Raw genomic sequence first — 24,037 nt, forward strand, 5'->3', positions numbered from 1 at the left:
CCCTTACTTACGAGACATTAAATGGAAGGTTCATTTTTTTTCAAAAAAAAATTAAAATATCCTATATAATTCACTAAAATTCAGAATACAACAATTATAAATACCCTTTTTATAAGACTTTAGATAATACACATTACTTAACCAACCTTATAATATTTGGCTAACTTTGCGCATTAAAAAAGTGAAAGTATGAACCCGTCTGCCTCTGGCTGGATTGAAAAATATGGCTCGGTCGTTCAAAAGAACCAAAACGCATATCCAAATTTTGATACCCTATATTCCGCTTTGAGAAAAAATGGATTTGTGTATGGACTAAATGCGGACATACCCCATTTCATACGACCGGAACATACCTTATCTGAAGATGAAAAGGCAAAGATAAATTTATTGAATGCCCTATATTTTACCTATAAGATAGAAGCGCACTCCACAGATTATACTGTTTTTATTACTGAGGTCTTTAAATTTTATCAAATTCTTAAAATTAACAAAGTAGGTTTTTTCGATAAATTGCTTACAGGAAACAAAACTTCCTCAAAGTTGGAAAAACTCATGGCCTCCCGCATATATATAGAGGACAACATATTCAGCAAAACATTCAATAACCTTATTACCAACTCCTTACTGTTTATTGATGTATTGCTTTTTAAGCATTATTTAAACCATGCCGTTAATTTAAAGTCAAAAGCCGAAGAGATTGAATATTTGGCCATTAACATTACCTACCATGCCTTAAGTTCCAAGGAGGCTCAACGAAAGGATAACAAATTATCCCAATTACTAGCTTCATCATTAACCTATATAGAATGTGCCAGTCATACCTTTGATGGATCTTATAGAGATCGATTGCTTAACAACAAGGATATATGGGAAAATAGATATTTTCTGGATATGGCCTGTTTGACCGTTTGGGAAGACCACTCCTTAGATTATACGGAGTCTGATTTTATTTTTGGAATAGGAAAGGATTTGGGACTTGCCAATGCTATTATCTTGGAATCCATTACCCATGTTACCGCTTTTTTTAAGCTTAATATGCATACTATTCATTATTTGAAGGAGAAAAATCTGGCCCATCAATTTTACGACAGTATGGGTAAGATCGTAAAAAAATTAATTCTCAGAAATAGCAAACGTCTAGTTAAAGAGCTTTCACAAAGTGCGGAATTGGTTTCCTTATTATCCAAATCTACGGTGAGGGACCTCAGTAATGATGAAAAGAGAAAAGTACAAAACCAACTCTTGGATATTTTTAAGAGCATACCCTCATTGGCCATTTTTATTTTGCCCGGTGGGGCTATACTACTACCTATTTTTATCAAATTGATTCCTAAATTACTGCCGTCTGCCTTTGACGAAAATAGGATCGATGATGAAGATTTTACTGATTAAGCAAAACAGCATTGACCATTATTATGATTATTCCAGCCACAATTTAAAGTCCTTTACCTTTTCCCTACTTACTATAATTTCCAATTGTGGATTGTTGTTCAATTTAATCTGTAGTCTAGAATTGGTGTAGGAGATGATATCCTTTATATAATCCACATTCACAAAGTATTTGCGACTTACCCTAAAAAAGGTTTGTGGCTTCAATTCCGGTTCCAACTGTTCCAAGGTAGTATCCAATAAATAATTACGTCCATCCTTGGTCGCCGCATAGGTCCCTTTATTTTCACTAAAAAAACACTCTACATCTTCTGCATTGATGATCTTTAAATGTTGCCCTACCTTGGCCGTAAACCTTTTTTTGTATTCACGTTCTAACGGATTTACCAACAATTTCTTGATGTCCTCAAAATCCAAAGCTATTTTATTGGGCTCTACGGCTGTTTTAAAACGAGTACGGTATTTATTTACCGCCTGTTCCAAGTCTTCATCATCAATAGGTTTAAGGATATAATCTATACTGTTCAATTTAAACGCCTGTAAGGCATATTCATCAAAAGCCGTTGTGAATATTATTGCACTATGCACCTCAACCACATCAAAAATTTCAAAGGATAGACCGTCTGATAACTGGATATCCAAAAAAATTAAATCTGGATGCTCATTGTTCTGAAACCATTCTATGGCCTCGTCAACGGAGTGTAACATAGTCGCTATGGTTACATCTAGTTCTTCCAGCATTCTAGATAGTCTGCGTGCCGCAGGTTTTTCATCCTCAATAATAATGGTCTTCATAATTCCTTTTGTTAAATATCCTGTATCATTTTTTGTTCCCACTTAATCAGCATTTCAGGCTTGGTCCACTTAAAACGAACTAAACGTATCCTGAAGACTACCAGCGCATGAATTGTTAGAACAATTGACCAAATTATTGGAATACTTGCAATATTCCACATAACCCATTGCTTAAATCCATTGTCCGTAATAGCCGCTATATCAAACCAATTAAATATATCTTTTGACACAAATAAAATCAATACGTTGGCCGTGATGAACAATCGACAATGTTTGAAAAATTTTTTAATACTTTCAATACGTAGAAGGGCCCTTTGCTCTTTACTATGTTGTTCCAATTTGTTCATGCCTATCTAAATTTATCTGCTTTCTTTTGCTCTTGTTCTACAAATTTTCGTATTTGTCTTTCCTCCCAATCTTTTGAGAAAAAGGGATTAAAATGGTATACCCTTGCCCCATGAAATGCTAAACCAATCCCCCAAAAAAACGGCGTAGAAAAAGTTCCAAAGTTAAAGAACGCTTCATTGAAAGATTCCCCGCTGTTCATTCTGGCCATAACGGTCAAACTCATTATAAAGAGATTTACCAATATGTAGACAAATAAATGAATATAAAATCCTTTTAACTCCTTAACCTGTTTTTTGGCTCTTGCCAATTTCTCGTTTTGTTCAAATTCGTTTATTTCCATCGTTGTTCGTTTTCTTCCTGTTGAATAAATTCGCGTAACTTTCTTTCTTCCCAGTCCCTACCAAAGAAAGGATTAAAGTTAAAGATTTTAATCGCCTTTAAAAAAAGGCTAATTGCGAATGCAAATACCACCCATAAAAACCAAGGGTAACGCCATTCATTAAAATAATAATTTAATGCGGCTACGATTACTATTGTACCTAAGGCCGAAAATACCTTGCCATAGAACTCCTTTAACTCAACAACCCGCTCTTTTGCTTTATTATATTTTGTATTGTCCATGATGCCTATATTTTTTATTAAAACTCATTCATATATTCCTTGATCTTTCTCTCCTCCCATTTCTTTCCGAATAAAGGATTATATCCGTATGCGTAAAGACCGTTCATCAACAAACCAAACCCCCATCCTAGCGCAGGAAAAATAGCCCAAGGAAATTCAGTAGTCCTATAATTTATATACGCCAAAATGGGTATTACTATACAGTAGGCCAATAGATTCCCGTAAAATCCTTTTATGGCATTTACTTTTTCCTTTGCTTTTTGATACTTATAGTTTTCGCTGTTCATTAAATTGGTTTCCATCTTAATTTGTTTTAGGTTATTATTTGTTTTCTATACCTCAAATCTCGGTAGAAAGTGCAGGTTTTAAAAAATAGAACTACCCAGTTGTAAATTTTAATGACTGAATTGTAAAAAGTGGTCGTATACAATATTAAAAGCCAAATTACCATGCCCGTACTATATAGAAGTTTGATGATGGTACGTGTAAATTAACTCGTAAAATCCCCTAAAAGCGGACCATGAAACTTAAAATATTTGATCAGGGATAAGGACATAACCGTCCTTAAAATGTGAGATATTATAAAATTATCCAGTTCTATTTATATAGGTGTATAGTTATCATACGGGTATGGGTATTTAAGCAATGATGAAAGCCTAAAAGTTCTCATCCTCCATATATTGTTTTATTTTGCGTTCTTCCCAGTTCTTACCAAAGAACGGATTATAGCCATAGGCTTTAAGACCATGGCCCACAAGACCAAAACCCCAACCCAAAGCCGGAAAGATTACCCAAGTAAAACTTGTTGTTCTATAATTGATATAGGCAAGTACGGGTATCACTATACAATACGCCATAAGGTTTCCATAAAACCCTTTGATCATCTCAACGCGCTCCTTTGCCTTTTCATAACGTTTACTACTTATAAAGGATTCCTGTGTTTCCTTAAATGCAATTTCAGTGGTCAACATAGGTAAACGTACCTTAAACTCCCGGTCGCTTTTAAAAATCTGCATTTCTTCTTTGGTAAGAATGGCATATCGTTGACGTATATTCTGTAGGCCTACCCCACTACTTTTTTTAACCACTTGTTTTTCCTGCAAATTATTACTTACATACAAATAGTTGCCCTCTTCATAAATTTTGATATGAAGTGGTTTGGCAGACGTTACAATATTGTGCTTTACGGCATTCTCCAATAATAATTGTAGGGATAAAGGAACAATTTTGGCTTCTGGATTTAAAGCCTTTTCCGGAATTTCAAAAATGATACTGTCCTCAAAACGCATTTTTAACAAGCGCACATAGGTTCTGGCAAATTTAAGTTCTTCATCTACCGAAATCAGATTTTTACTTTTCTGCTCCAATACATATCTATAGACCTTGGATAGGGATGTGGTAAATTTTTGAGCCTGATCGGGATCTTCTTCAATTAAACTGGTCAATACATTTAAACTATTGAACAAAAAATGTGGGTCTAATTGATTTTTAAGTGCATCGAACTTTGCAGAGGCAGAACCTGCTATTATCTTTTGTTCCTTTACCTTGGTATCCTGTAGAGCCTTATAAAAATAAAAAGCGTGCAAAAAGAGTGAAACAATAAGGGTAATGACCAAAATGCCCAAGTAATGACCAAGATTCTCGGTCTCTAAAAATTTAGAGAAGTCATTTCCAAAAAGTACTACCTCTATAAAACATCTTAGTAGGGCAAATGCTAAAATAGTTAGAAGTATAGAACCTATGGCACCATACCACAATCGTTTTTGAGTATGTTTTTCCCAACTATATATTTTGGAGATATATTGGTTGAAATATGCATTTACAAAGGTCAGTACAAAGGAATAGAGAAAAGTTATACCTGCAAATTGAAGCTCCCCAAACCACGTAATAGTGTCCCAGTCGGAAAATAAAAAATTAATGATTACAATGACCAGGGTAATGATTACCCCTATTTTCAACACTTTTAAAAAATTACCCATACCCTTGATCAATTAACATTACGCCAAATATGCAGTACCCCTTCCAAAATTCTAAAAATAGGTATTTGTTTCATAACCTGTAATCTTAAACTGGATCATAATGCAAGCCTAAAATTGCATTCCTTTATATAAAACAAAAAAAATTACAGTCCGAAATGTCAAAAATGACCTCCGAACTGTAATTAGGGTTGGTTGCTTGGTTGTTAACTTGTAAACGTAAAACTGGGTAATTTTATAAGTTCACCGCCTTTCATGGCAGATTCATGGGACAGTATTCCTACACACGTGATATTTGCGGACTGTCTAGCATTAGGATAGGGAGAAGTACCTTTTACCAAGGCATCTATAAAAGCATGCACCAAATGCGGATGAGAACCCCCATGTCCCGCTCCTTGGGTAAAGGACAAATGCTGATTATCATCTTCATCATATACTCCTTCTGTCGTGAACGATTGAATTTCCTTTGGTAACAGTTTTGCAAAATCTGGACTTTCCACTTCTTCCGGAATTTCCGGTTCCGGTTTTTTAGCGGTATGGACTACCAAAGGTTTGCCTTCAATTAAAGGCCATTCCACTGATTTTTTGGAACCATAGACCTCTATACTTTCCCGGTACTGTCTGGCTACATCAAACAGGGAACGGTATACCTGGGCACTTAAATCAGAATTTCTAAACTTAATATGTGTAGTTTCTACGGCATATGGCGAATTGTATTCCTTTATAAGTTCCTTACGTATAGTTCCGGAACCAAAACAAGAAACATATTCCGCTTCATCCCTGGTCAAACCTAACACCGGGCCAACACAATGGGTGGCGTAATGCATTGGCGGTAAACCAGGCCAGTAATTTGGCCAACCGTCCATATCCTGTTGATGGCTAGCTTTTAAAAACTGAACCTTACCCAATTCTCCATTATCGTATAGCTCCTTCATATATAAAAACTCACGCGCATAAACCACGGTTTCCATCATCATGTAGGTAAGACCTGTTAGCTCCGTCAACTCCACTATTTGTTTACATTCATCCACCGTCGTAGCCATAGGAACTGTACAAGCAACATGTTTGCCCGCCCTTAATGCCTGGATAGACTGTTCCCCATGGTTTGGTATAGGCGTATTTATATGAACAGCCTCTATTTCATCATCCTTTAGTAGTTCTTCATAAGACGTATATCTTTTAGCTATACCAAAAGCATCTGCAATTTCATTTAATTTATCTTCATTACGTTGGCAAACCGCCACCAGCTCCGCATTAGGGTGCTTCTTGTAAATAGGAATAAATTCTGCACCAAAACCTAGTCCTATGATGGCTACTTTTATCTTTTTTTCACTCATTTTTGATCTCTTAATCGTTAAACGTTCTTTTTAAAAATTCCAATCCTTGTTTAGCAAAAGAATCTTGGTCATCGGCTAATTTTCTCCAGATATTTACAGCAGCGGCCAACTCCCTTATTTCTGGTGTAAAACTTTCAATTACCATTGCGCCGTTATACTCAATATCCTTTAGACCATCAGCAAAATCTTGCCAAGGAGTTAGACCGGTTCCCGGAATTCCCCTATGGTTTTCAGAAACCTGTACATGTATCAATTTATCACCAACGGAATTTATGGCCTTACGTATGTTGTTTTCCTCTATGGTCATATGAAAACCATCTAACGCAACTTTAACACAATCTTCATTGATGTCCCCAATTAAGCGCATTACTTCATCTGCGGTATTTATAAGGTCGGACTCAAACCTGTTCAAGGGTTCCAATGCAATTTGTAATGCATGTTCCCGAGCCAAGGATGCAAGCTTTCCTAAATTCCTTACCGATCTATCCCATTCTATTTTACGTTGTTCATCTGTTGCCAACCTGGCCTTACCTACGGCTGCATATAATGGACCTGCCACAAAATTAACCTCCAAGGCTTTTGCCTGTTCAAAACATCTTTTGGCAAATTCAAAACAATTGTCATGGAAAATAGGGTCTGCCGCGGTCAAATCCTTATCATCCCCAAATACAATACATACGGTAGGTGTTAAACCATTATCGCTTAAAGCCTGTTTAACTTGGGCAACATCTACAAGCGAAGGGTTTTCCAATGGAATTTCCACCACATCAAAACCCATACTTTTTATCTTGGGAAAAAGTGCGATCGAATTGGTCGTAAACGGTGACTGCCACAACCAAGTACTTACGCCAAATGTTATGTTACTTTTCATCATTGCTATATTTATTCCTCAATTATTCCACAATCATTACCCCTTGCATAATTCTCCAATGCCCAGGGAACGTACAAATGAAAGGATATTCCCCCGGCGTAGAAGGAGCTTTGAATTTTAGGGTATAGGTTTCATCTGGATTTAACAATGGTGTCGCAAAAAGAACATCACTCATTTGTGGTACATAATTTAACTGTGCCGCATTAGGGTCAGCGGCCATCTTATCCGCCGCGGTACCCACTACCTCTTTTTTTCCGGGTTTGGTAATTACTAGATTATGCTGCATAAAATCAGGATTCTCTAAAACCAAGGCAACTTGTTCACCCGCCTTAACCCTAAATTGAGTTACATCATATTTCATTTCATTGGTGATGGTTTTCATCTGTATGACTTTAGCATTGACATCCTCTATTTCATCTGCCAAAGATTCTGTGGCACCTTCTCCATAATACTTCATCAATAGCGTGGCGATATCGGTGTTGGAATATGTTTTGGCCAATTGCCCAGTACTATTTTTTTCTACCTTATATTTCCATTGTCCATGAATCCTGATCAATTCATCACCTGATTTAATATATAATTGCCAAAAATTACCATAAAGTCCACCTTCTCCACCATTATCCTCTACCCTTACGGCAATTGTGTTTTTTCCTGGCTTTAAGACTCCCTTAGGAATATCATAAGTTCTATTGGAACTATAACTAGAAGCCATTCCACCAACTTCAACACCGTTAACGTACGTAATATCAGAATCATCAATAGGTCCCAGAGAAAGAATACTGGCCTCTTTGGCCATTGGGCCCGGTACATTTACTTCTTTTCTAAACCAAATGACACCGTCCATGTCCAAACCGGCATCCTCTATATACTGGGGAATTTCCATAGACTCCCAGTTGCTATCGTCATATGTTGGCGAACTAAAATCGCTCACCTCATTACCGGGAGCTTTAAAACCAGGATTTGCTTCCATAAATGCATTTAGATATCCACTTACATGTTTTGCCGCAGCGGCATATAACGCTTTGAACAACCATAGGTCATTGATAACCTCATCATTTTTTCCAAGATCGTGTAGTAATGAACCTACTTTTTGTGATGATGGCCTTGATGTAAAATAGATAAGGGCGGACAACTGTACATTGGGATCGCGATCATTTAAAGTATTGGCCTTGAACAATGCATCATCACTATCATCATTCTTAGGTAATAACTGAATGGCCGCCTTACGTACTGCAGAGGCTTTATGGTACAAAGCTCCCTTAACAACACCCACTGCATTGCTATCGGTATCCATGGCATCCAAACCATCAATAGTCCAAAGGGCATGCATTGCCGCATTGTTTAAGCCCTCATCATCTACTTGTTTGGCATTTACCAATTTATATAAATCGTTCAACACATCTGTCTTACCTCTTTCTACCAATAGGCGCTGTGCCGTTAACCTCCAAAATTGATTATCGCTACCCAAAGCTTCGAGTAGAGCGTCTGGGTCATCCTTGGATAATTGCATTTCCTCATAGGTATAATCATGTTTGGGTACAATACGCCAGATTCTTCCATGTCCTTTATCACGTAACGGATTAACATAGGCATTTCCCTCTCCATTTTCGGCATCATAACCACCCCTTTCCGTATTGGGCGTAGGGTTATGCTGTACAATAAAATTATACCAATCCGCTATCCAAACGGCACCATCAGGGCCGGTTTTAGCATCTACAGGTGAACTCCACTCATCTGAGGAGGCAAATAGATTTCCTGCATTTTCTTCCAAATATCCTGCGCCATCCCTTACAATTTTTGCTTGATGCACCACACCACCGGTTGGCTCACATACAAAAGCAATACGGTTCCAATATTCCTTTGGATATGCCCTTGCGGTATAGAAATGATGGCCTGCAGCTGCCGTAAATCCTCCAAAAACATCTACTTGCCTTACGTTGGGCGTAATAGGCTGCATAAAATAATGGCCGTCTATTTTTGCACTTCCGTCCTTTCCAATACCTTCTACATGGTCCAAGGTGGCATTAGGAATCCCTACAAATACACTATGGGTATTATTGGCCGTGGATGCAAAAATTGAATTATCCTCTGTAAGCCCCAAACCCCACGTATTGTTGCTAGTATTGGTCAATACTTCAAACGTCTTACGCTTGGGATGAAACTTGTATACATTTTGATTGAATTTATAATCCTCTCCAAAAATCTCACCGTCAAACCCGGAATATCCTACTACCCCATAAAGGTTATTGTCTATACCATATTGTAGATTGGACGGTCCTGCATGGGTATCGAACGTACCCCAACCGTCTATAAGAATCTCTTTTACATCGGCCTTATCATCACCATCTGTGTCCTTTAAAAAAATAAAATGTGGAGCTTGCGATACGACAATGCCTCCGTCATAAAAGGTAAAACTGGTAGGTATATTCAATTTATCCGCAAAGATGGTTACCTTATCTGCCTTACCGTCTCCGTTGGTATCCTCCAAAATTTTCACTTTATCATCACCTTCACTATTATCATTACGTACCGTATTGGGATAATCTACGGTTTCAATGACCCATAGCCTACCTTTTTCATCCCAGTTCATAGCAATTGGATTAATAATCTGTGGCTCCGAAGCAAATAGTTCAACTTTGAAACCGGCAGGTACCTGAATTAATTTTTTTGATTCTTCTGGCGACAACGGTAATTGATATTTTGGCGCGGGATCTCTCTTCTCATAATTGGGAATATTTGCGCGTTCCTCATAAGTTAAGGTCGGCATATCTTTCATAAAACCCTCCCAATTCTTTTTAACCTCATCATTGACCGCCCAAAGTATACCGTTCTTTACCAAGTCCTGAAATCCTTTGTTCTGCCATGTTCGCTCATCATGTCCATAAGCGGTATAAAAAACCTTACCCTCTCCTAAACGTTTAATCCATGTCCAAGGTTCACGATGGTCTTCCTCAACCCTTTCCATTAAAACGGTAATATCATCTGCAATTTTATCATGTACATAGGTTTCGTCCCATGTTTCAAAAGGGGTCAGATTTTTTGTGATAGGATGTGCCTTATCTACAATATTCGCAGTAAAGGTACCGGTATCGTGACTCAAGAATTGCGCCCCTACCAAATTGATGTATTCAGGAGAATTTTTAAAACAGAAGCTAGCGGAATGAATAGGAATAAACGCATTACCTTCCTTTACAAAATTGAGCAGGGCGTTCTCCTCTGCTTTTTCCAATTCCTCATGATTGGCATACACAATGAGTCCGTCATATTTTGCAAGATTTTCGGTATTTAGGTCAGAAGGCTTTTCTGTATACGATATATTAATACCATCCTTGGTCAACGCCGAAGCCAATATTGGAAAATATTCCCTTGAGTTATGGTGCTCTATTTCATGTCCTAAGAATAAAAGTTCTATCCTTCGAGGAGCATCATCCGTTTGTTTCTTTTCGGTGGGTGAACATGCCGCAAAAAACAAGAGTATAATTAATACTTTGAGCGACGGGTAGTTGATTTTCATAATGAGCGTTGTTTTGTTATCTCAATATTACATAAAATAGTACCTTGGAAATCACTCTTATTTACCACATACTGACTGTATTTTATCATTTCATTTTATAAATGATAGTTTTATTGATAAATTAGTATGCAATTACGACCTTTCAATTTGTAACACATTAATGAAATCTGCTCTTCAAAAATCTCCGATTCCAGAAACAAAGGCCTATTTGGCTAGAACGTTGAACGAGCCGGTTTTTGACCCACACTGGCACTTTCATTCTGAATATCAATTATTCCTAGTGCTGGAAGGAAGTGGCACCAGGTTTATTGGTGATAACGTAAAATCCTATAAAGCGGGAGATATTACCTTTACAGGTCCAAATCTACCACACATGTGGCGTAGTGAGCATGTGCATGAACAGGAAAAAAATATTGCATGGTCCAAAGGGGTGGTAATTTATTTCCATGAAAATTTTTTGGGGGAGAATTTATTGAAGACCGATGAGGCCATACGCTTAAGACAAGTGTTCCATAAAAGTCGTAGGGGTATGGAATTTACTGCAACGACCGCCACAATTTTACAGAAATTAATGCTGGAGTTATTGGACAAAGATGGCTTTGAAGGAATTCTACATCTATTAAAAATACTGGACTTCATTAGCCAAACCAAGGAATATGGTATATTGGCCAGCCCCGGTTATACCAATACCCTACGCGAAGCCGATACCCAACGTATGTTCAATGTCTATGCTTTTGTAATGAATAATTTTAAACGTAGGATGACATTGGATGAACTGGCTCAATTGACCAATATGACACCTACCTCGTTTAGTAGATATTTTAAACTTCATGCCAATAAATCATTTTCTGAATTTGTGAGCGAAATACGCATAGGCCATGCCTGTAAACTGCTTATAGAACAGAAAATGAATGTATCCCAGGCTTGCTATGAAAGTGGATTTTCTACCTTATCCAATTTCAATAAACAGTTTAAGAACATTACCCAACGTACGCCCTTGGCCTACAAAAAAGAATATGAAGTCTATTAATAATTAATGGTACCCGCTATATAAATTTGACTGTGGTTTATATGGCTTAAAAATTCAGCATGCTATATTTTAGAATATGTTGTTTTTGATTTTATTGGCACCGTTATGAACAGTCCACCGGTATCCATGGCATGTACCAACTTGTACTGATGGAAAATGTCTGACTTTCGTTCACCATTATGGTACCATACACATTCTACGTAGCTATTATTATATAAAACGCCAAAAATGGGATTCTTTTTTGAAACGTATTTGAGCACTTGCATTTTAGGCGAATTGAGCAATCCTTTGACCTTTACCCAATCACCTGGTTTAAACTTTCTTGACATAATACTACCTTATAAATGATTGAACATTTTGGTAGTTAGGAGGCCTATTGGCCTCCTATTATACCATTCTTTAAACTGTAATTAAGAAATTTTAATATTCCTTGCCGGCTTTTGTTTGGCCTCTTCTTTTTTGGGCAAGAGAATACTTAAGATACCATCCGTGTAATTGGCATTGATCTTATCATCATCTACGGTTTCAGGTAAGGTAAATGATCTTTTAAAAGAAGCATAGCCAAACTCCCTTCGTGTATAATTGGAATTTTTTTCTTCCTTATCTTCCTTGGTTTCCGTAGATATGGACAAAACTTGATTATCTAGGTCAATATGAAAATCAGATTTTTTAAGACCCGGCACAGCCATCTCCACCATAAAGGCATCGGCTGTTTCCTTGATGTTTACTTTATGTAAGGTTATTCCGGTATTAAAATTAGAGGTGAATACCAATGGTAAATCCCGGTTAAACAAATCATCGATCTAATTAGACCATAATGGGAAGTTTACATTTGAAGTAGTGTTTGTTAAACTTCCGTTTTTAGGAACAGTTACTAAATTGCTCATAACTACAAAATTTTAAATTAAACATTGTTTCAAATCTGAAATCGTATAGACTTCATTATCATACAAGCAAATTAAATACCAAATTGGAACGATACCATAAGTTGACAATGATTCAATTATAAATTCTGTCAAATTATCAGAAGTGATGTCAAATTTTCTTTTTTCAAAAATGTCAGATTGACATTTTTAAATGACACCATTGCACCTATTATGGCTTTCTCTTTTTTGTACCTATATTTTATCTGTTTTACCTTAATTTAAGGTCCTTATTGCTATGGGTCAAATTTGCCATCTTTCTTAATTTATGAACCACGATCAACCAATACAATTACCTGTACCAATTTCCATAACCCTTGTCATCCCTTGCTATAATGAGGAGTTTCATATAGAACATACGTTAAGACAAATTACTTCACATCTTCTTGAATACCCTGCCTTTTCTTTTCAAATCTTGATCTTGGACGATTGCAGTACGGATAGTTCCCTGGCTATTTTAAACCAAATTGCCAAAAACAATCCGGTAGATATCACAATTTTGAGAAATGAAAGCAATATGGGAATCGTAACCTCAACCAAAAGATTATTGCAAACCGCGCTGTCCCTAGGACCACATTATATTCTAAAATGTGATATGGATACCGATGTACCCCATAAATTGGCCATTTCAATGTTCTTGGAGCTCATTGAGCAAAACAGATCCAGCAAAATACAAATTCTTATAGGTGAACGCTTTGTTGCAGATCAAAGCCAACTATCACCACTGGAAATTTCGGAGCAAGAAAAAATGAGGGTCTATCTAATGGAAGGTTTAAAAATTAAAAATTACAACCCTGTTTCTTCAGGAACGGTACTATTCACAAAAAGTGTCATTGAACAACTTTTGCAACTGCCAATTGTAGTCTCCTATGATATGAAATGGGGATTGGATCTTTTATTATGTCTACTGGCCCATCAATTAAATTTTCCCGTGCATAAAGTAACTATTACCAACGGTAACTATAGCCCCAGTCGACGTAGTAATGCCAAAATCAAAGCACAATATGCAGCGTATTATAACGTACTTCAACTCGTGGAAAATTGTAAAAAACACAATTAGTACCACTCCATAATTCGATGTCAAAAATTATATAAACAAAACCGTACAATACATAGCTTAATACAATCAATACAGTAAATTTGCAGGTGTAAAATTGGCACTTTGAACGCATGAACTTAACCATAGAAAACATATTACTGGTGGGCTCCTTATTGCTATTTATTAGCATTATAGTCGGGAAAACCTCGTATAAGTTTGGTGTGCCTACCCTTATTCTTTTCTTGGCCATAGGTATGTTGGCAGGATCGGACGGTATAGGCGGCATTAGGTTCAATGATCCACAACTTGCACAGTTCATAGGTATTGTATCGCTTAATTTTATCTTATTTAGTGGTGGCCTGGATACCCACTGGAAAGCGGTTAAACCTATTTTAAAGGAAGGCTTGGTACTTTCTACCCTGGGGGTATTGCTTACCGCGGTTACCCTAGGTACCTTTGTGTACTATATTACGGATTTCACCATCTATGAAAGTATGTTGCTGGGCTCTATAGTCTCATCAACCGATGCGGCGGCGGTATTCTCTATATTGAGGTCAAAAAATTTAGCCCTTAAAAACAACTTACGGCCCACCTTGGAGTTGGAAAGCGGTAGTAATGACCCAATGGCCTATGTACTCACGCTTGCTTTCTTGACCTTGGTCATCAATCAAGATTTAAGTGTGTTCTCTATTATACCCTTGTTCCTACAGCAAATGGTTTTGGGTGGAATTGGCGGATTTGCATTTGGGAAATTGAGCGAGATTATCATCAACAAGATTAAACTTGGGTTTGAAGGTCTGTATCCCGTGTTGGTCATAGCGCTAATGTTCATTACCTTTTCTGCCACGGACGCCGTTGGCGGTAATGGTTTCCTTGCCATCTATATTTGTGCAGTGTATCTGGGCAATCAGGATTTGATCCATAAATCTACCATTATAAAAATGTTCGATGGTTTGGCTTGGCTAATGCAAATTGTATTGTTCCTTACATTAGGACTTTTGGTATTTCCCTCAGAAATCATCCCGTATATGGGACTTGGAATCCTTATTTCCGTATTCTTGATTGTTGTGGCGCGCCCCGTAAGTGTATTTCTAAGCTTAATGTTTTTTAAGATGAGAATGCGTAGACGGTTTTATATTTCTTGGGTAGGTCTACGCGGTGCCGTACCCATTGTGTTCGCCACTTACCCATTATTGGCCGGTATAGATAAAGCAAATATGATCTTTAACATCGTATTCTTTATTTCCGTAACCTCTGTTCTTATACAAGGAACCACACTTTCTATATTCGCAAAATGGTTGCATGTGGCCTTGCCAGATGAAGTGAAGCCAATTACAGAGAATGATCGGTATATTTTAAACCTCCCCAAGTCAGAGATGGAAGAGGTGACTATTCCTGAAAATAGTTTTGCGGTCGATAAACGAATTATTGATCTGCATTTCCCAAGGTCCGCATTTATTGTAATGATCAAAAGGGACAATAAATTTGTACGTCCCGGAGGCGCTACCGTTATTAAGGCAAACGATATCTTGGTATTGTTGTTGGATAATGAAGATAGCTTGAAAGAAGTGAATCAAATTCTCGACCAAAATGTTGTCGCATAACATGAAAAAAGTGGGTCAATTACTTAAGGTTTTTACACTTCTCTTAACGTATAGTTTTGGGATGTTTAACGCAGTGGACAATGCTTCCACCGTTAACGAAATCCATGTAGTCCAGGATGAAGGTCAAAACCAAATTTTAAAGGCCTCCTCAAGGGCCCTGTCCCCGCATGCACAACAGCCCCAGATAACATTTTCCGATAGCACCGAAAGTATTACCATAGATTTTAAACTATCGCTGTCGTGTTTTAGCCTGCTAAGCAGTAACCAAGAACTTTTCTTTTATTCTGGTTTTAAGCAGTACAACAATTACTATACTACCCTACTGATCAGACACAGAAAGTCTAATCTTATATTTCCTTTTCATAATTTCTGGTAAGTCCGTTCCCCTGCCACATATACGATTATGTTGGCTATATCCTTAATACAAAGCAAATCAATTGCTTTATATACATAGCAGTCTTATCAATTTTAAAAATCACCAAAATGGAAATAGGAGTTGCCGTAATTGGCATTACATCTGTTGCACTCTGTGCAATACCTTTTATTCTAACCAATGGAAATAGAAAAATAAAGGAAAGAAAATTATATACAACCTTACAAAATGTTGCAAAAAAGCATAATGCAATTGTAGAAGAATATGAGCTATTTGGCCATTATGCCATAGGTATTGATCAACAGAACAAGTTTGTGTTTTTTACTTCAATTACAAACGAAATAATTCAAGAACAATACATTGATTTAAGCAATATCCTAACATGTGAAATTGCAAATATTGGCCGTAACAATCATAAGAAGGAAAAAATAACGGAACGGTTAAACCTATTATTTTTTCCAAAAGATGTTAATGAGAGCAACAAGGTGCTGGAATTTTACAATGCTGAAACGCATTTTCAATTAAGTGGTGAATTTCAATCTATTCAAAAATGGAACAATAGAATCAAGACCTTGTTGGCCTAAAACTAAGTAATTTATCATTAAACAAAAAACAGCAGGTGCCTGGTTATATCATTTAGCATTTAAAAGATCAAGTACCTGCTGTTCTCTTATTATTTTTATAGCCATTTGCTTAGTACACATTTTGAATCTGTAACCACAGTTTAAATTGGGGATACGCAGTAATTTCCTGAAAAGGATTTATAAGTTATTGAAATAGGATCGCTTTATTTCATTTAATTTTGCGGCATGGTCAGAAATGTACAATTGCGGTTATCATTAAAAGAAGAAGCTACACCTAACGGTCTGGAATTGCGTACCACCAACTATTTAGGTCTGGAAGAAGGTTCCTTTAAGATCAAGGTGCTTAGAAAATCTATAGATGCCCGTAAACCAAAAATTGTTTTCAACTATAAATTGGCCGTATATATCAACGAACCGGCCCCTAAAGATGCCATAAATTTTGACTATAAAGATGTTTCCAAAGCCAAACCAATACATATTATAGGCTTTGGTCCTGCAGGAATGTGGGCCGCACTGCGCTGCTTGGAAATGGGGTACAAACCCATTGTACTGGAACGGGGAAATAATGTTAAAGATCGTAGGCGAGATTTAAAAGCCATTAACCAAGACCATCAGGTAAATCCGGAAAGCAATTATTGTTTTGGTGAAGGAGGCGCAGGAACTTATTCTGACGGTAAATTGTATACCCGTAGTTTAAAACGGGGAGATGTTCGTCGCATCTTTGAAAGCCTTGTATACCATGGCGCTACAGACCAAATTCTTGTAGATGCCCATCCTCACATTGGCACGAACAAATTGCCCAAAATTGTACAGCATATTAGAGAGGTGATCATTGATCGTGGTGGCGAAATTCACTTTAATACCAAGGTGACGGATTTTATCATTAAAAACAACACCTTAAAAGCCATTATTCTTAACGAAAAAGATGAAATGTCCGTTAAACGGGTAATACTTGCTACCGGACATTCCGCTCGAGACATTTTTACTTTATTGCATAAAAAAGACATTACCCTAAAAGCAAAATCTTTTGCCATGGGTGTACGTGTAGAGCACCCGCAACATATTATTGACAGTATTCAATACCATTGTTCCGGTGAACGACATGAATTGTTGCCCGCAGCGTCATATAGTCTTGTAGAGCAGGTTAAGGACAGAGGCGTTTACTCCTTTTGTATGTGTCCGGGTGGCTTTATTGTTCCCGCCGCTACATCACCAGGCGAAGTTGTGGTCAATGGTATGTCCCCATCAAAAAGAAATAACCTTTATGCAAATTCAGGTATTGTAGTAGAAATTAACGTAGACACGGATATTCCCAAATATGAAAAATTTGGCGCATTAAAAGGTTTGGAATATCAAAAGGATTTGGAGCGGTTGGCATACACTTCTGGTGGAAGAACGCAGACCGCACCGGCACAACGTTTAACTGATTTCGTAAACGGAAATTTGTCCGAAGATTTGAATCCTACCTCTTACCAACCCGGATTGAAATCTGCACCATTACATTCACTATTGCCCAAATTAATAGGTAGTAGATTACGACAGGGCTTTAAAGCCTTTGGAGAAAAAATGCATGGCTATTACACGCATGAAGCTAATATAGTTGGGGTTGAATCACGAACTTCTTCCCCGGTAACCATCCCAAGGAACGAGCAATTGGAACATCCGGACATTAAAGGTTTATTTCCTTGTGGAGAAGGCGGTGGATATGCAGGTGGTATTGTTTCAGCAGCTATGGATGGTGAAAGATGTGCCGAAGCTGCCATGGCAGGGTTGTAAGTTCAAGTGCAAGATTCAAGTTCAAGTTCAAGTTCAAAATGAGTTGTTGTTTGTTGTTTGTTGAAAAATGATAATTTGCAAAGCAAAATTTTCATTACCAAAAGTCTTTCCTCTCTACTCTATTTTCTCCTTTCCACTTTGTACTTAATACTGTAAACTGTAACTGGCAACTGAACACTGAAATTATGCCATTTTTGGTTTGTTGGCCTTAGTGATGAAATTCAACGCTTTTTTAATTTTTGAATTTTTATACTTGTACAAACGCGCAACCTCCATTTTATTGTTAGCAGTTTCAGTAATTGTAATGTCTTCTACAATGCTCATTTCTATAGTAGCTACCTTAACTTCCTTTGTAGAATTTTGAGCTTGGGCAGTGAAGCTTAAAAAGATGATGAAGATGATTGTTGCTATTGTTTTCATGACTTGCGTTTGTTACACTAATAGAACGCCCAAGACCTTGTTTTACTAGGTCGTGAATCGCTGAAAAACACCAAATTCTCGTTACTTGACATAGATTCGGACTAAGTGTAAAATCTTGTCGATAAACGACATCAGCCCTGCTTTCAGCTTACCGATATTTAGTGTCGTTAATCGATGTACAGGTGAAATTCAAATACAAACTCAAGTACATAAAAGAAGATAGAATATAGAGAAGAGAAAATAGATGTTGGTTGTTATAAAATTTAGCTTTGCTAAATACACTTGATTAGGTAATAATCAAAAAAGTCTATTCTCTTTATTCTATTTTCTATATTCTTACTTTCAACTACTTTATACTTCTTACTTAATACTTAATACTTCTTACTTTGTATTTTGTACTTTAACCTCACTTTACATTTCCTTCCACATTTAAGTGTACCTTTGCGGCTTATTAAAAATTATGACATTTAAAGAACTCGGCTTAGCCGAACCCATCCTTAAAGCCTTGGAAGCTGAAGGATATACCCACCCAACACCAATTCAAGAACAATCTATACCTATATTGCTAAAGGGCAAGGACCTTTTAGGGGTTGCACAGACCGGTACAGGAAAAACGGCTGCTTTTGGCATTCCAATTCTTCATCATCTTTATGAAGGAATTAGTCTTAGCCAATCCAAAAGAAAGGTAAAAGCTTTGGTAGTGACCCCCACACGTGAACTTGCCATTCAAATAGGTGAAAGTTTTACCGCTTATGGCAAACACACCGGACTAAGGAATACCGTTATTTTCGGTGGAGTAAAACAAGGTAAACAAGTTAACGCCTTAAGGGGCGGAGTTGATATATTGATTGCCACACCTGGGCGTTTGTTAGATCTAATGAACCAAGGTTTAATCTCCTTTAGGGATTTGGAGCATGTTGTTCTGGACGAAGCCGACCAGATGTTAGATATGGGCTTTATTCACGATATTAAAAAAATTATAGCCAAACTGCCTCCAAAAAGGCAATCCCTATTTTTTTCGGCCACTATGCCAAAAGATATTGTGGAGCTATCCCGTAAAATGTTGGGCGATTTTGAACGGGTGACGATTAAACCTGAACAGGCTACCGCAGAAAAAGTTGAGCAGGGCGTATATTTTGTCCAAAAAGCCAACAAACCTAAATTATTGGTGCATTTATTGGAACAACAACCACAAGATTCGGTACTTGTATTTTCGCGCACAAAACATGGCGCAAACAAAATTGTCAAAAAATTGGCCCAAGCAGATATTCGTTCTGCCGCAATTCATGGCAACAAGTCCCAAACAGCAAGGCAAAAAGCTTTGGGCGACTTCAAGGATGGCAAGCTAAAAGTATTGGTAGCTACTGATATTGCGGCAAGGGGCATAGATGTTGAGGAGTTGTCCTTGGTCATTAACTATGACCTACCCAATGTTTCTGAAACCTACGTACACCGTATTGGTAGAACAGGTCGTGCCAATGCAAGCGGTACTGCCCTTTCTTTTTGTGATAAAGATGAAAGACCTTATTTAAGGGATATTGAAAAATTGATCAAACAAGAAGTTCCCCGTTTAGGTCCGCATCCTTTTATGGATGATTCTCCAGAGGAAAAAGAGGATAGGCCACAAAGACAGCCAAGATCCAACAACCGTTCCAAGGGTCAGAACAACCATAAAAAAAAATCCGGGAATTCAAATTTTAGAGGTAAGAACAACAGAAATACCAATAAACCAAAACCTAGAAATTTTAATAGCAGTTCTGAATAGCATTTTATAAAATACGATGTATCCTGTATCTTTAACCTTTATTTTGGCAAGGCATGAAGAAACAGGTATTGGTTTATGGTAGCGGGCGACATACCGTGCCCTTTTTAAGATACATGGCAGAGGCAACCGGTAAGGATAGACCCAACCTCTGCTTTATACCAACAGCTAGTGGTGAAGACCGGGATTATATAAATTCTTTTCATGAAGTCTGTTCCCAGATTAATGTAGTGCCACATGTCATGAGCGTTTGGATCAATTCCTATGACCAAAAAGAAAGTTTCGAGGAAATTATCTCTAATATGGATGCCATTGTTGTGGGCGGCGGCAACACCCTAAATATGCTTGCCATATGGAAAGCCCAAGGTATAGACATTGCACTTAAAAATGCCTATGACAACGGCGTAGTAATGGGTGGCGGGAGTGCTGGTTCCCTTTGCTGGTTCAATGGTGGCACTACGGATTCCAGACCTAAGGAATTGAGTATTGTAAAAGGGATGTCATTCATTGATAAAAGCCACTGTCCACATTACAACTCAGAAAAATATAGACGACCACTCTATCATGAAAACATTCTATCCGGAAAACTTTCAGAAGGCTACGCGTGTGATGACCGATCTGCTATTCATTTTATTAACGAAGAAGTACATACGTCCGTTTCATTAGATGCAGATAACCACTCTTATTACGTGTATTTAAAAGACGGTGAAATTGTGGAAAATTGCTTACCAAATTCCATAATCAGTTAATCTAACTTTAATATCGAATTTATAGGTAGATATAAAAATTTCAAGGTTTTAAAGATTGTTTACTGCCCAAAAAGTAATTCCAAATGGCTTTACTCACTCAAAAAATTATAGCGGTATTTAAAAAAAATCAGCTACATCCCTATTCATTCGGCAATATTCAATTAAAAATCAGGATGTTAAGCCTTTAAGTAAATTCTATTCTGGATTTAATACAAGTTAAAGCTAATTTCCTTAATTTAAACAACTACAAAGTCTCCCCAAATTTTATTTTGAAAATCAAATTATGATTGGTCATTATATTGATCAATTAGAATACGGTTTTGTTTTTAAATATTTAGAAATGGCCTAAAACTCCATTGATAGTATATATACATCATTTTTCTAAATAGCCGTAGTTATATAGTATCGACCAAGTAATGAAACCGACCAAGAATATTGAAGTTACGGCATTAGATTTTTATAATAAGTGGTTACACTGTTATTTAAATGTCTCCGCAAAAACCTATGTTTCTAATTTTAATTATGACACTTGTTTTAACGGTACTTTCTTACATGGAACATTTTTAATTCGTTCTACTACTACCAATTTATTTACTGGCATCATTGAACAGGGTTCAACCTCAGAATCTATAATTCATAGATCCAACTTTGGCGTGAGCATGAGCTATGATATGGTATGCAAACCACACGGTATAGAATTCCACGAAACCACAAAAGAAGGTGAAGGCACCACTTTCATAATTAACTTTAGAATACATGATTAAACAATCCCTCCTATTCATCACGCTATTTTTCTGTATGCTATTTACGGCAAGTGGGCAAGAAAACCCGGTAGATAAAAATGGATTGGCACTAGATACAATCGTGCATTTTACGAAAGCAGATTTAGATTCAATTTTTGGTTTAAGGTTGACAAATAAAGCAGGTTGGATTTTTAAATCAGGAAATAGCCAAGATGCATCATCTATGGACATTGATTTAGGGGGTTGGGAACGATTAAATCCTTCTGAGATAACCAATGATATGGCAGATAGTTCCGGAAAATTTGAAGGATGGTTCAGATTGCAATTTACCATTGATAGTGCTTTTGCAAAGCTTCCACTCTACTTGGACAAAGAAGACCATGCAGCAGAGGATATTTATATAAATGGAAAGTTGTTCCGCCAATTTGGAGAAAAAGGGAATGACAGAGCCTCGTTTAAAGAGCATATTCAAGATTTCGACATACGATCTCCTATTTTTTTAGAGCCTGACACTACATATACATTAGCCATACATTATGTTGACTATAGTACCTATTGGGGCATTGCTAAATTGCTTCCTTTGGGCTCTACCAGATTTGTTACCAATGACTATTTTGACTACATGAGTTTTATAGGGTATAGACAATTATTTAATTTATTGAGTTCTTTCATTTTCTTCATTCTTTTCTGGCTTCTTTATTTCCTCATTAAAGAGGAAAGTGAACTACTCTTTATCGCTCTTTTTTCTACTATAATGGTATTAGATAATTTTAGCTTAGCTTTCTATGGTGGTAGTAGTTTATACTTTACAATTCCTTCTCATTACATGATAATACTTGCCTATTGCGGATTTTATTTAGAATTATGTTTTTACTTATTCTGCGTTTTGTTCGCCTATAAAATATATTATGGAAAAGTTCCTAAATGGCTTATTTTGGCAAGTTTGATAATACCATTATTTTTCTTCTTTGCAACTAACGATATAGGGGATGTCCTATATTTTATATTTAAAATTAGTATTGGCATTTTCTTAATCTACCTATCCATAAAGTCTAAGAATAAAGTTTTATCTGCTAGAATACTTCTTTATTGTTTAACATTTTCTTATGTCATTACTCTTCTTGGACTTTTAGTAAGACAATCCTCTATAAAAGATGATTTTAGTCTAAGGTTAATAATGGTTCATAGTGATACGATCGGTAAAGCCATTCTCTTTTTAGGCATGTTGGCATTTGTCGCTTATCGCATGAGAGAGAAAAATGAGGATATGCTTCAAAATGCAATGGAACTTGTAAAGGTTGAAGCTGAAAAGAGTGCGCTAATTACTTCACAAAATGAAAAGTTAGAATTAAAAGTAAAAGAAAGAACATCAGAGTTAAATCAATCTTTAGAAGAATTAAAAGCCACCCAATCACAACTCATCCAATCCGAGAAAATGGCTTCACTTGGAGAGTTAACTGCCGGCATTGCCCATGAAATTCAAAACCCTTTAAACTTTGTCAATAATTTCTCTGAAGTAAGCAATGAACTTATTGATGAAATGAACGAGGAATTGGATAAAGGAGATCTTGAAGAAGTAAAGGCTATTTCATTGGATATCAAACAAAACCTTGAAAAAATAAACCATCACGGCAAACGTGCGGACAATATTGTAAAAGGTATGTTACAACATTCTAGGAGCAGCAGCGGCACAAAAGAACCCACTGATATCAATGCCCTTGCCGATGAGTATTTGCGCTTGGCCTATCATGGTCTTCGGGCAAAGGATAAATCATTTAATGCCGAACTCATAACCGATTTTGACGAGAGCATTGGAAAAGTAAATATTGTACCACAAGATATGGGGCGGGTAATTCTTAATTTGATTACCAATGCCTTTTATGCGGTAAACGAGAAAAAACAAAGTGATATTAATTTTAAGCCCATAGTTACTGTCAGCACTAAAAAGTCTGATGAACATATCACCATTAGTGTTTCTGATAATGGTGATGGCATTCCTAAAAACGTCAAAGAGAAAATATTCCAACCCTTTTTCACCACCAAACCTACTGGGCAAGGTACCGGCTTGGGCTTAAGCATGAGCTACGATATTATTACTAAGGGGCATGGTGGTGAATTGCTGGTGACAACACAACAAGGTGAAGGAACCACTTTTAAAATCATTTTTCCTTTAATTTAAATGA

Annotated in this window: 23 protein-coding genes; 11 read left to right on the plus strand and 12 right to left on the minus strand. The window is 36.9% G+C overall.

The window, feature by feature from the left end; translation table 11 throughout:
* Positions 1 to 189: 189 nt before the first annotated feature.
* Positions 190 to 1,392: an LETM1-related biofilm-associated protein gene (locus JM81_RS04070; protein WP_144800784.1), complete on the plus strand. Its 1,203-nt coding sequence runs from the start codon at positions 190 to 192 to the stop codon at positions 1,390 to 1,392.
* A gap of 27 nt (positions 1,393 to 1,419) precedes the next feature.
* Here the strand turns inward: JM81_RS04070 and JM81_RS04075 are convergent, their stop codons facing one another.
* The 9 genes from JM81_RS04075 to JM81_RS04115 form a co-directional block, all read right to left on the minus strand.
* Positions 1,420 to 2,184, minus strand: coding sequence for a LytR/AlgR family response regulator transcription factor (locus JM81_RS04075; RefSeq protein WP_144800785.1), 765 nt, complete (start codon positions 2,182 to 2,184; stop codon positions 1,420 to 1,422).
* A gap of 11 nt (positions 2,185 to 2,195) precedes the next feature.
* Positions 2,196 to 2,531: a 2TM domain-containing protein gene (locus tag JM81_RS04080; protein ID WP_144800786.1), complete on the minus strand. Its 336-nt coding sequence runs from the start codon at positions 2,529 to 2,531 to the stop codon at positions 2,196 to 2,198.
* Between the two features lie 2 nt (positions 2,532 to 2,533).
* On the minus strand, positions 2,534 to 2,872 hold the full coding sequence (locus tag JM81_RS04085) for a 2TM domain-containing protein (RefSeq protein ID WP_144800787.1): 339 nt from the start codon (positions 2,870 to 2,872) through the stop codon (positions 2,534 to 2,536).
* The gene (locus tag JM81_RS04090; RefSeq protein ID WP_144800788.1) at positions 2,863 to 3,153 is read right to left on the minus strand and encodes a 2TM domain-containing protein; all 291 of its coding nucleotides are present in this window, start codon (positions 3,151 to 3,153) and stop codon (positions 2,863 to 2,865) included. The genes JM81_RS04085 and JM81_RS04090 overlap by 10 nt, the downstream gene beginning before the upstream one ends.
* A gap of 17 nt (positions 3,154 to 3,170) precedes the next feature.
* Positions 3,171 to 3,455: a 2TM domain-containing protein gene (locus JM81_RS04095; RefSeq protein WP_089260046.1), complete on the minus strand. Its 285-nt coding sequence runs from the start codon at positions 3,453 to 3,455 to the stop codon at positions 3,171 to 3,173.
* Between the two features lie 354 nt (positions 3,456 to 3,809).
* A complete protein-coding gene (locus JM81_RS04100) occupies positions 3,810 to 5,132 on the minus strand; it encodes a 2TM domain-containing protein (RefSeq protein ID WP_144800789.1) in 1,323 nt (440 codons plus the stop codon).
* A gap of 203 nt (positions 5,133 to 5,335) precedes the next feature.
* Positions 5,336 to 6,466, minus strand: a complete 1,131-nt coding sequence (locus JM81_RS04105) for a Gfo/Idh/MocA family protein (protein ID WP_144800790.1) — start codon at positions 6,464 to 6,466, stop codon at positions 5,336 to 5,338.
* Positions 6,467 to 6,476: 10 nt separating this feature from the next.
* Entirely contained in the window at positions 6,477 to 7,337 is an 861-nt protein-coding gene (locus JM81_RS04110; RefSeq protein WP_144800791.1) for a sugar phosphate isomerase/epimerase family protein, read from the minus strand.
* Positions 7,338 to 7,359: 22 nt separating this feature from the next.
* The gene (locus JM81_RS04115) at positions 7,360 to 10,851 is read right to left on the minus strand and encodes a PVC-type heme-binding CxxCH protein (protein WP_144800792.1); all 3,492 of its coding nucleotides are present in this window, start codon (positions 10,849 to 10,851) and stop codon (positions 7,360 to 7,362) included.
* A gap of 160 nt (positions 10,852 to 11,011) precedes the next feature.
* Between JM81_RS04115 and JM81_RS04120 the strand changes: the two genes are divergently transcribed.
* Entirely contained in the window at positions 11,012 to 11,881 is an 870-nt protein-coding gene (locus tag JM81_RS04120; protein WP_144800793.1) for an AraC family transcriptional regulator, read from the plus strand.
* Between the two features lie 62 nt (positions 11,882 to 11,943).
* Here JM81_RS04120 and JM81_RS04125 read toward each other — a convergent pair whose 3' ends face one another.
* Positions 11,944 to 12,210 carry a hypothetical protein gene (locus JM81_RS04125; protein ID WP_186435523.1) on the minus strand — a complete coding sequence of 89 codons (267 nt, stop codon included), beginning with the start codon at positions 12,208 to 12,210 and terminating at the stop codon, positions 11,944 to 11,946.
* Between the two features lie 81 nt (positions 12,211 to 12,291).
* Positions 12,292 to 12,684, minus strand: coding sequence for an Hsp20/alpha crystallin family protein (locus JM81_RS04130; RefSeq protein WP_409994646.1), 393 nt, complete (start codon positions 12,682 to 12,684; stop codon positions 12,292 to 12,294).
* Between the two features lie 388 nt (positions 12,685 to 13,072).
* On the opposite strand from JM81_RS04130, the gene JM81_RS04135 reads away from it, so the two are divergent.
* The 5 genes from JM81_RS04135 to JM81_RS04155 all read left to right on the plus strand — a co-directional run bounded on the left by JM81_RS04135 (position 13,073) and on the right by JM81_RS04155 (position 18,180).
* Positions 13,073 to 13,864, plus strand: coding sequence for a glycosyltransferase family 2 protein (locus JM81_RS04135; protein WP_144800795.1), 792 nt, complete (start codon positions 13,073 to 13,075; stop codon positions 13,862 to 13,864).
* Positions 13,865 to 13,974: 110 nt separating this feature from the next.
* A complete protein-coding gene (locus JM81_RS04140; RefSeq protein WP_144800796.1) occupies positions 13,975 to 15,447 on the plus strand; it encodes a potassium/proton antiporter in 1,473 nt (490 codons plus the stop codon).
* Position 15,448: 1 nt separating this feature from the next.
* Positions 15,449 to 15,823, plus strand: a complete 375-nt coding sequence (locus JM81_RS04145) for a hypothetical protein (RefSeq protein WP_144800797.1) — start codon at positions 15,449 to 15,451, stop codon at positions 15,821 to 15,823.
* Between the two features lie 107 nt (positions 15,824 to 15,930).
* Entirely contained in the window at positions 15,931 to 16,404 is a 474-nt protein-coding gene (locus JM81_RS04150; protein ID WP_144800798.1) for a hypothetical protein, read from the plus strand.
* Positions 16,405 to 16,629: 225 nt separating this feature from the next.
* Positions 16,630 to 18,180 (plus strand): NAD(P)/FAD-dependent oxidoreductase, encoded by a 1,551-nt coding sequence (locus JM81_RS04155; protein WP_144800799.1) that lies wholly within the window; start codon positions 16,630 to 16,632, stop codon positions 18,178 to 18,180.
* A gap of 183 nt (positions 18,181 to 18,363) precedes the next feature.
* Here JM81_RS04155 and JM81_RS04160 read toward each other — a convergent pair whose 3' ends face one another.
* Positions 18,364 to 18,600, minus strand: coding sequence for a hypothetical protein (locus JM81_RS04160; protein WP_144800800.1), 237 nt, complete (start codon positions 18,598 to 18,600; stop codon positions 18,364 to 18,366).
* Between the two features lie 460 nt (positions 18,601 to 19,060).
* On the opposite strand from JM81_RS04160, the gene JM81_RS04165 reads away from it, so the two are divergent.
* The 4 genes from JM81_RS04165 to JM81_RS18580 all read left to right on the plus strand — a co-directional run bounded on the left by JM81_RS04165 (position 19,061) and on the right by JM81_RS18580 (position 24,033).
* Positions 19,061 to 20,365 carry a DEAD/DEAH box helicase gene (locus tag JM81_RS04165; RefSeq protein ID WP_144800801.1) on the plus strand — a complete coding sequence of 435 codons (1,305 nt, stop codon included), beginning with the start codon at positions 19,061 to 19,063 and terminating at the stop codon, positions 20,363 to 20,365.
* 53 nt (positions 20,366 to 20,418) lie between these two features.
* Complete coding sequence (locus JM81_RS04170) at positions 20,419 to 21,111, plus strand: peptidase E (RefSeq protein WP_144800802.1); 693 nt, start codon at positions 20,419 to 20,421, stop codon at positions 21,109 to 21,111.
* 416 nt (positions 21,112 to 21,527) lie between these two features.
* Complete coding sequence (locus JM81_RS04175; protein WP_144800803.1) at positions 21,528 to 21,875, plus strand: hypothetical protein; 348 nt, start codon at positions 21,528 to 21,530, stop codon at positions 21,873 to 21,875.
* A complete protein-coding gene (locus JM81_RS18580; RefSeq protein ID WP_261374956.1) occupies positions 21,868 to 24,033 on the plus strand; it encodes an ATP-binding protein in 2,166 nt (721 codons plus the stop codon). Before JM81_RS04175 ends, JM81_RS18580 begins: the two co-directional genes overlap by 8 nt.
* The last annotated feature ends 4 nt before the right edge of the window (positions 24,034 to 24,037 follow it).

The organism is Maribacter sp. MAR_2009_72, from assembly GCF_007827235.1.
GTDB classification, from domain to species: Bacteria; Bacteroidota; Bacteroidia; order Flavobacteriales; family Flavobacteriaceae; genus Maribacter; species Maribacter sedimenticola.

What these genes read in the sequence shown, in the direction of transcription:
- JM81_RS04070 (WP_144800784.1), top strand. Translation starts at nt 190, where the DNA reads ATGAACCCGTCTGCCTCTGGCTGGATTGAAAAATATGGCTCGGTCGTT.
- JM81_RS04075 (WP_144800785.1), bottom strand. Translation starts at nt 2,184, where the DNA reads ATGAAGACCATTATTATTGAGGATGAAAAACCTGCGGCACGCAGACTA.
- JM81_RS04080 (WP_144800786.1), bottom strand. Translation starts at nt 2,531, where the DNA reads ATGAACAAATTGGAACAACATAGTAAAGAGCAAAGGGCCCTTCTACGT.
- JM81_RS04085 (WP_144800787.1), bottom strand. Translation starts at nt 2,872, where the DNA reads ATGGAAATAAACGAATTTGAACAAAACGAGAAATTGGCAAGAGCCAAA.
- JM81_RS04090 (WP_144800788.1), bottom strand. Translation starts at nt 3,153, where the DNA reads ATGGACAATACAAAATATAATAAAGCAAAAGAGCGGGTTGTTGAGTTA.
- JM81_RS04095 (WP_089260046.1), bottom strand. Translation starts at nt 3,455, where the DNA reads ATGGAAACCAATTTAATGAACAGCGAAAACTATAAGTATCAAAAAGCA.
- JM81_RS04100 (WP_144800789.1), bottom strand. Translation starts at nt 5,132, where the DNA reads ATGGGTAATTTTTTAAAAGTGTTGAAAATAGGGGTAATCATTACCCTG.
- JM81_RS04105 (WP_144800790.1), bottom strand. Translation starts at nt 6,466, where the DNA reads ATGAGTGAAAAAAAGATAAAAGTAGCCATCATAGGACTAGGTTTTGGT.
- JM81_RS04110 (WP_144800791.1), bottom strand. Translation starts at nt 7,337, where the DNA reads ATGAAAAGTAACATAACATTTGGCGTAAGTACTTGGTTGTGGCAGTCA.
- JM81_RS04115 (WP_144800792.1), bottom strand. Translation starts at nt 10,851, where the DNA reads ATGAAAATCAACTACCCGTCGCTCAAAGTATTAATTATACTCTTGTTT.
- JM81_RS04120 (WP_144800793.1), top strand. Translation starts at nt 11,012, where the DNA reads ATGAAATCTGCTCTTCAAAAATCTCCGATTCCAGAAACAAAGGCCTAT.
- JM81_RS04125 (WP_186435523.1), bottom strand. Translation starts at nt 12,210, where the DNA reads ATGTCAAGAAAGTTTAAACCAGGTGATTGGGTAAAGGTCAAAGGATTG.
- JM81_RS04135 (WP_144800795.1), top strand. Translation starts at nt 13,073, where the DNA reads ATGAACCACGATCAACCAATACAATTACCTGTACCAATTTCCATAACC.
- JM81_RS04140 (WP_144800796.1), top strand. Translation starts at nt 13,975, where the DNA reads ATGAACTTAACCATAGAAAACATATTACTGGTGGGCTCCTTATTGCTA.
- JM81_RS04145 (WP_144800797.1), top strand. Translation starts at nt 15,449, where the DNA reads ATGAAAAAAGTGGGTCAATTACTTAAGGTTTTTACACTTCTCTTAACG.
- JM81_RS04150 (WP_144800798.1), top strand. Translation starts at nt 15,931, where the DNA reads ATGGAAATAGGAGTTGCCGTAATTGGCATTACATCTGTTGCACTCTGT.
- JM81_RS04155 (WP_144800799.1), top strand. Translation starts at nt 16,630, where the DNA reads ATGGTCAGAAATGTACAATTGCGGTTATCATTAAAAGAAGAAGCTACA.
- JM81_RS04160 (WP_144800800.1), bottom strand. Translation starts at nt 18,600, where the DNA reads ATGAAAACAATAGCAACAATCATCTTCATCATCTTTTTAAGCTTCACT.
- JM81_RS04165 (WP_144800801.1), top strand. Translation starts at nt 19,061, where the DNA reads ATGACATTTAAAGAACTCGGCTTAGCCGAACCCATCCTTAAAGCCTTG.
- JM81_RS04170 (WP_144800802.1), top strand. Translation starts at nt 20,419, where the DNA reads ATGAAGAAACAGGTATTGGTTTATGGTAGCGGGCGACATACCGTGCCC.
- JM81_RS04175 (WP_144800803.1), top strand. Translation starts at nt 21,528, where the DNA reads ATGAAACCGACCAAGAATATTGAAGTTACGGCATTAGATTTTTATAAT.
- JM81_RS18580 (WP_261374956.1), top strand. Translation starts at nt 21,868, where the DNA reads ATGATTAAACAATCCCTCCTATTCATCACGCTATTTTTCTGTATGCTA.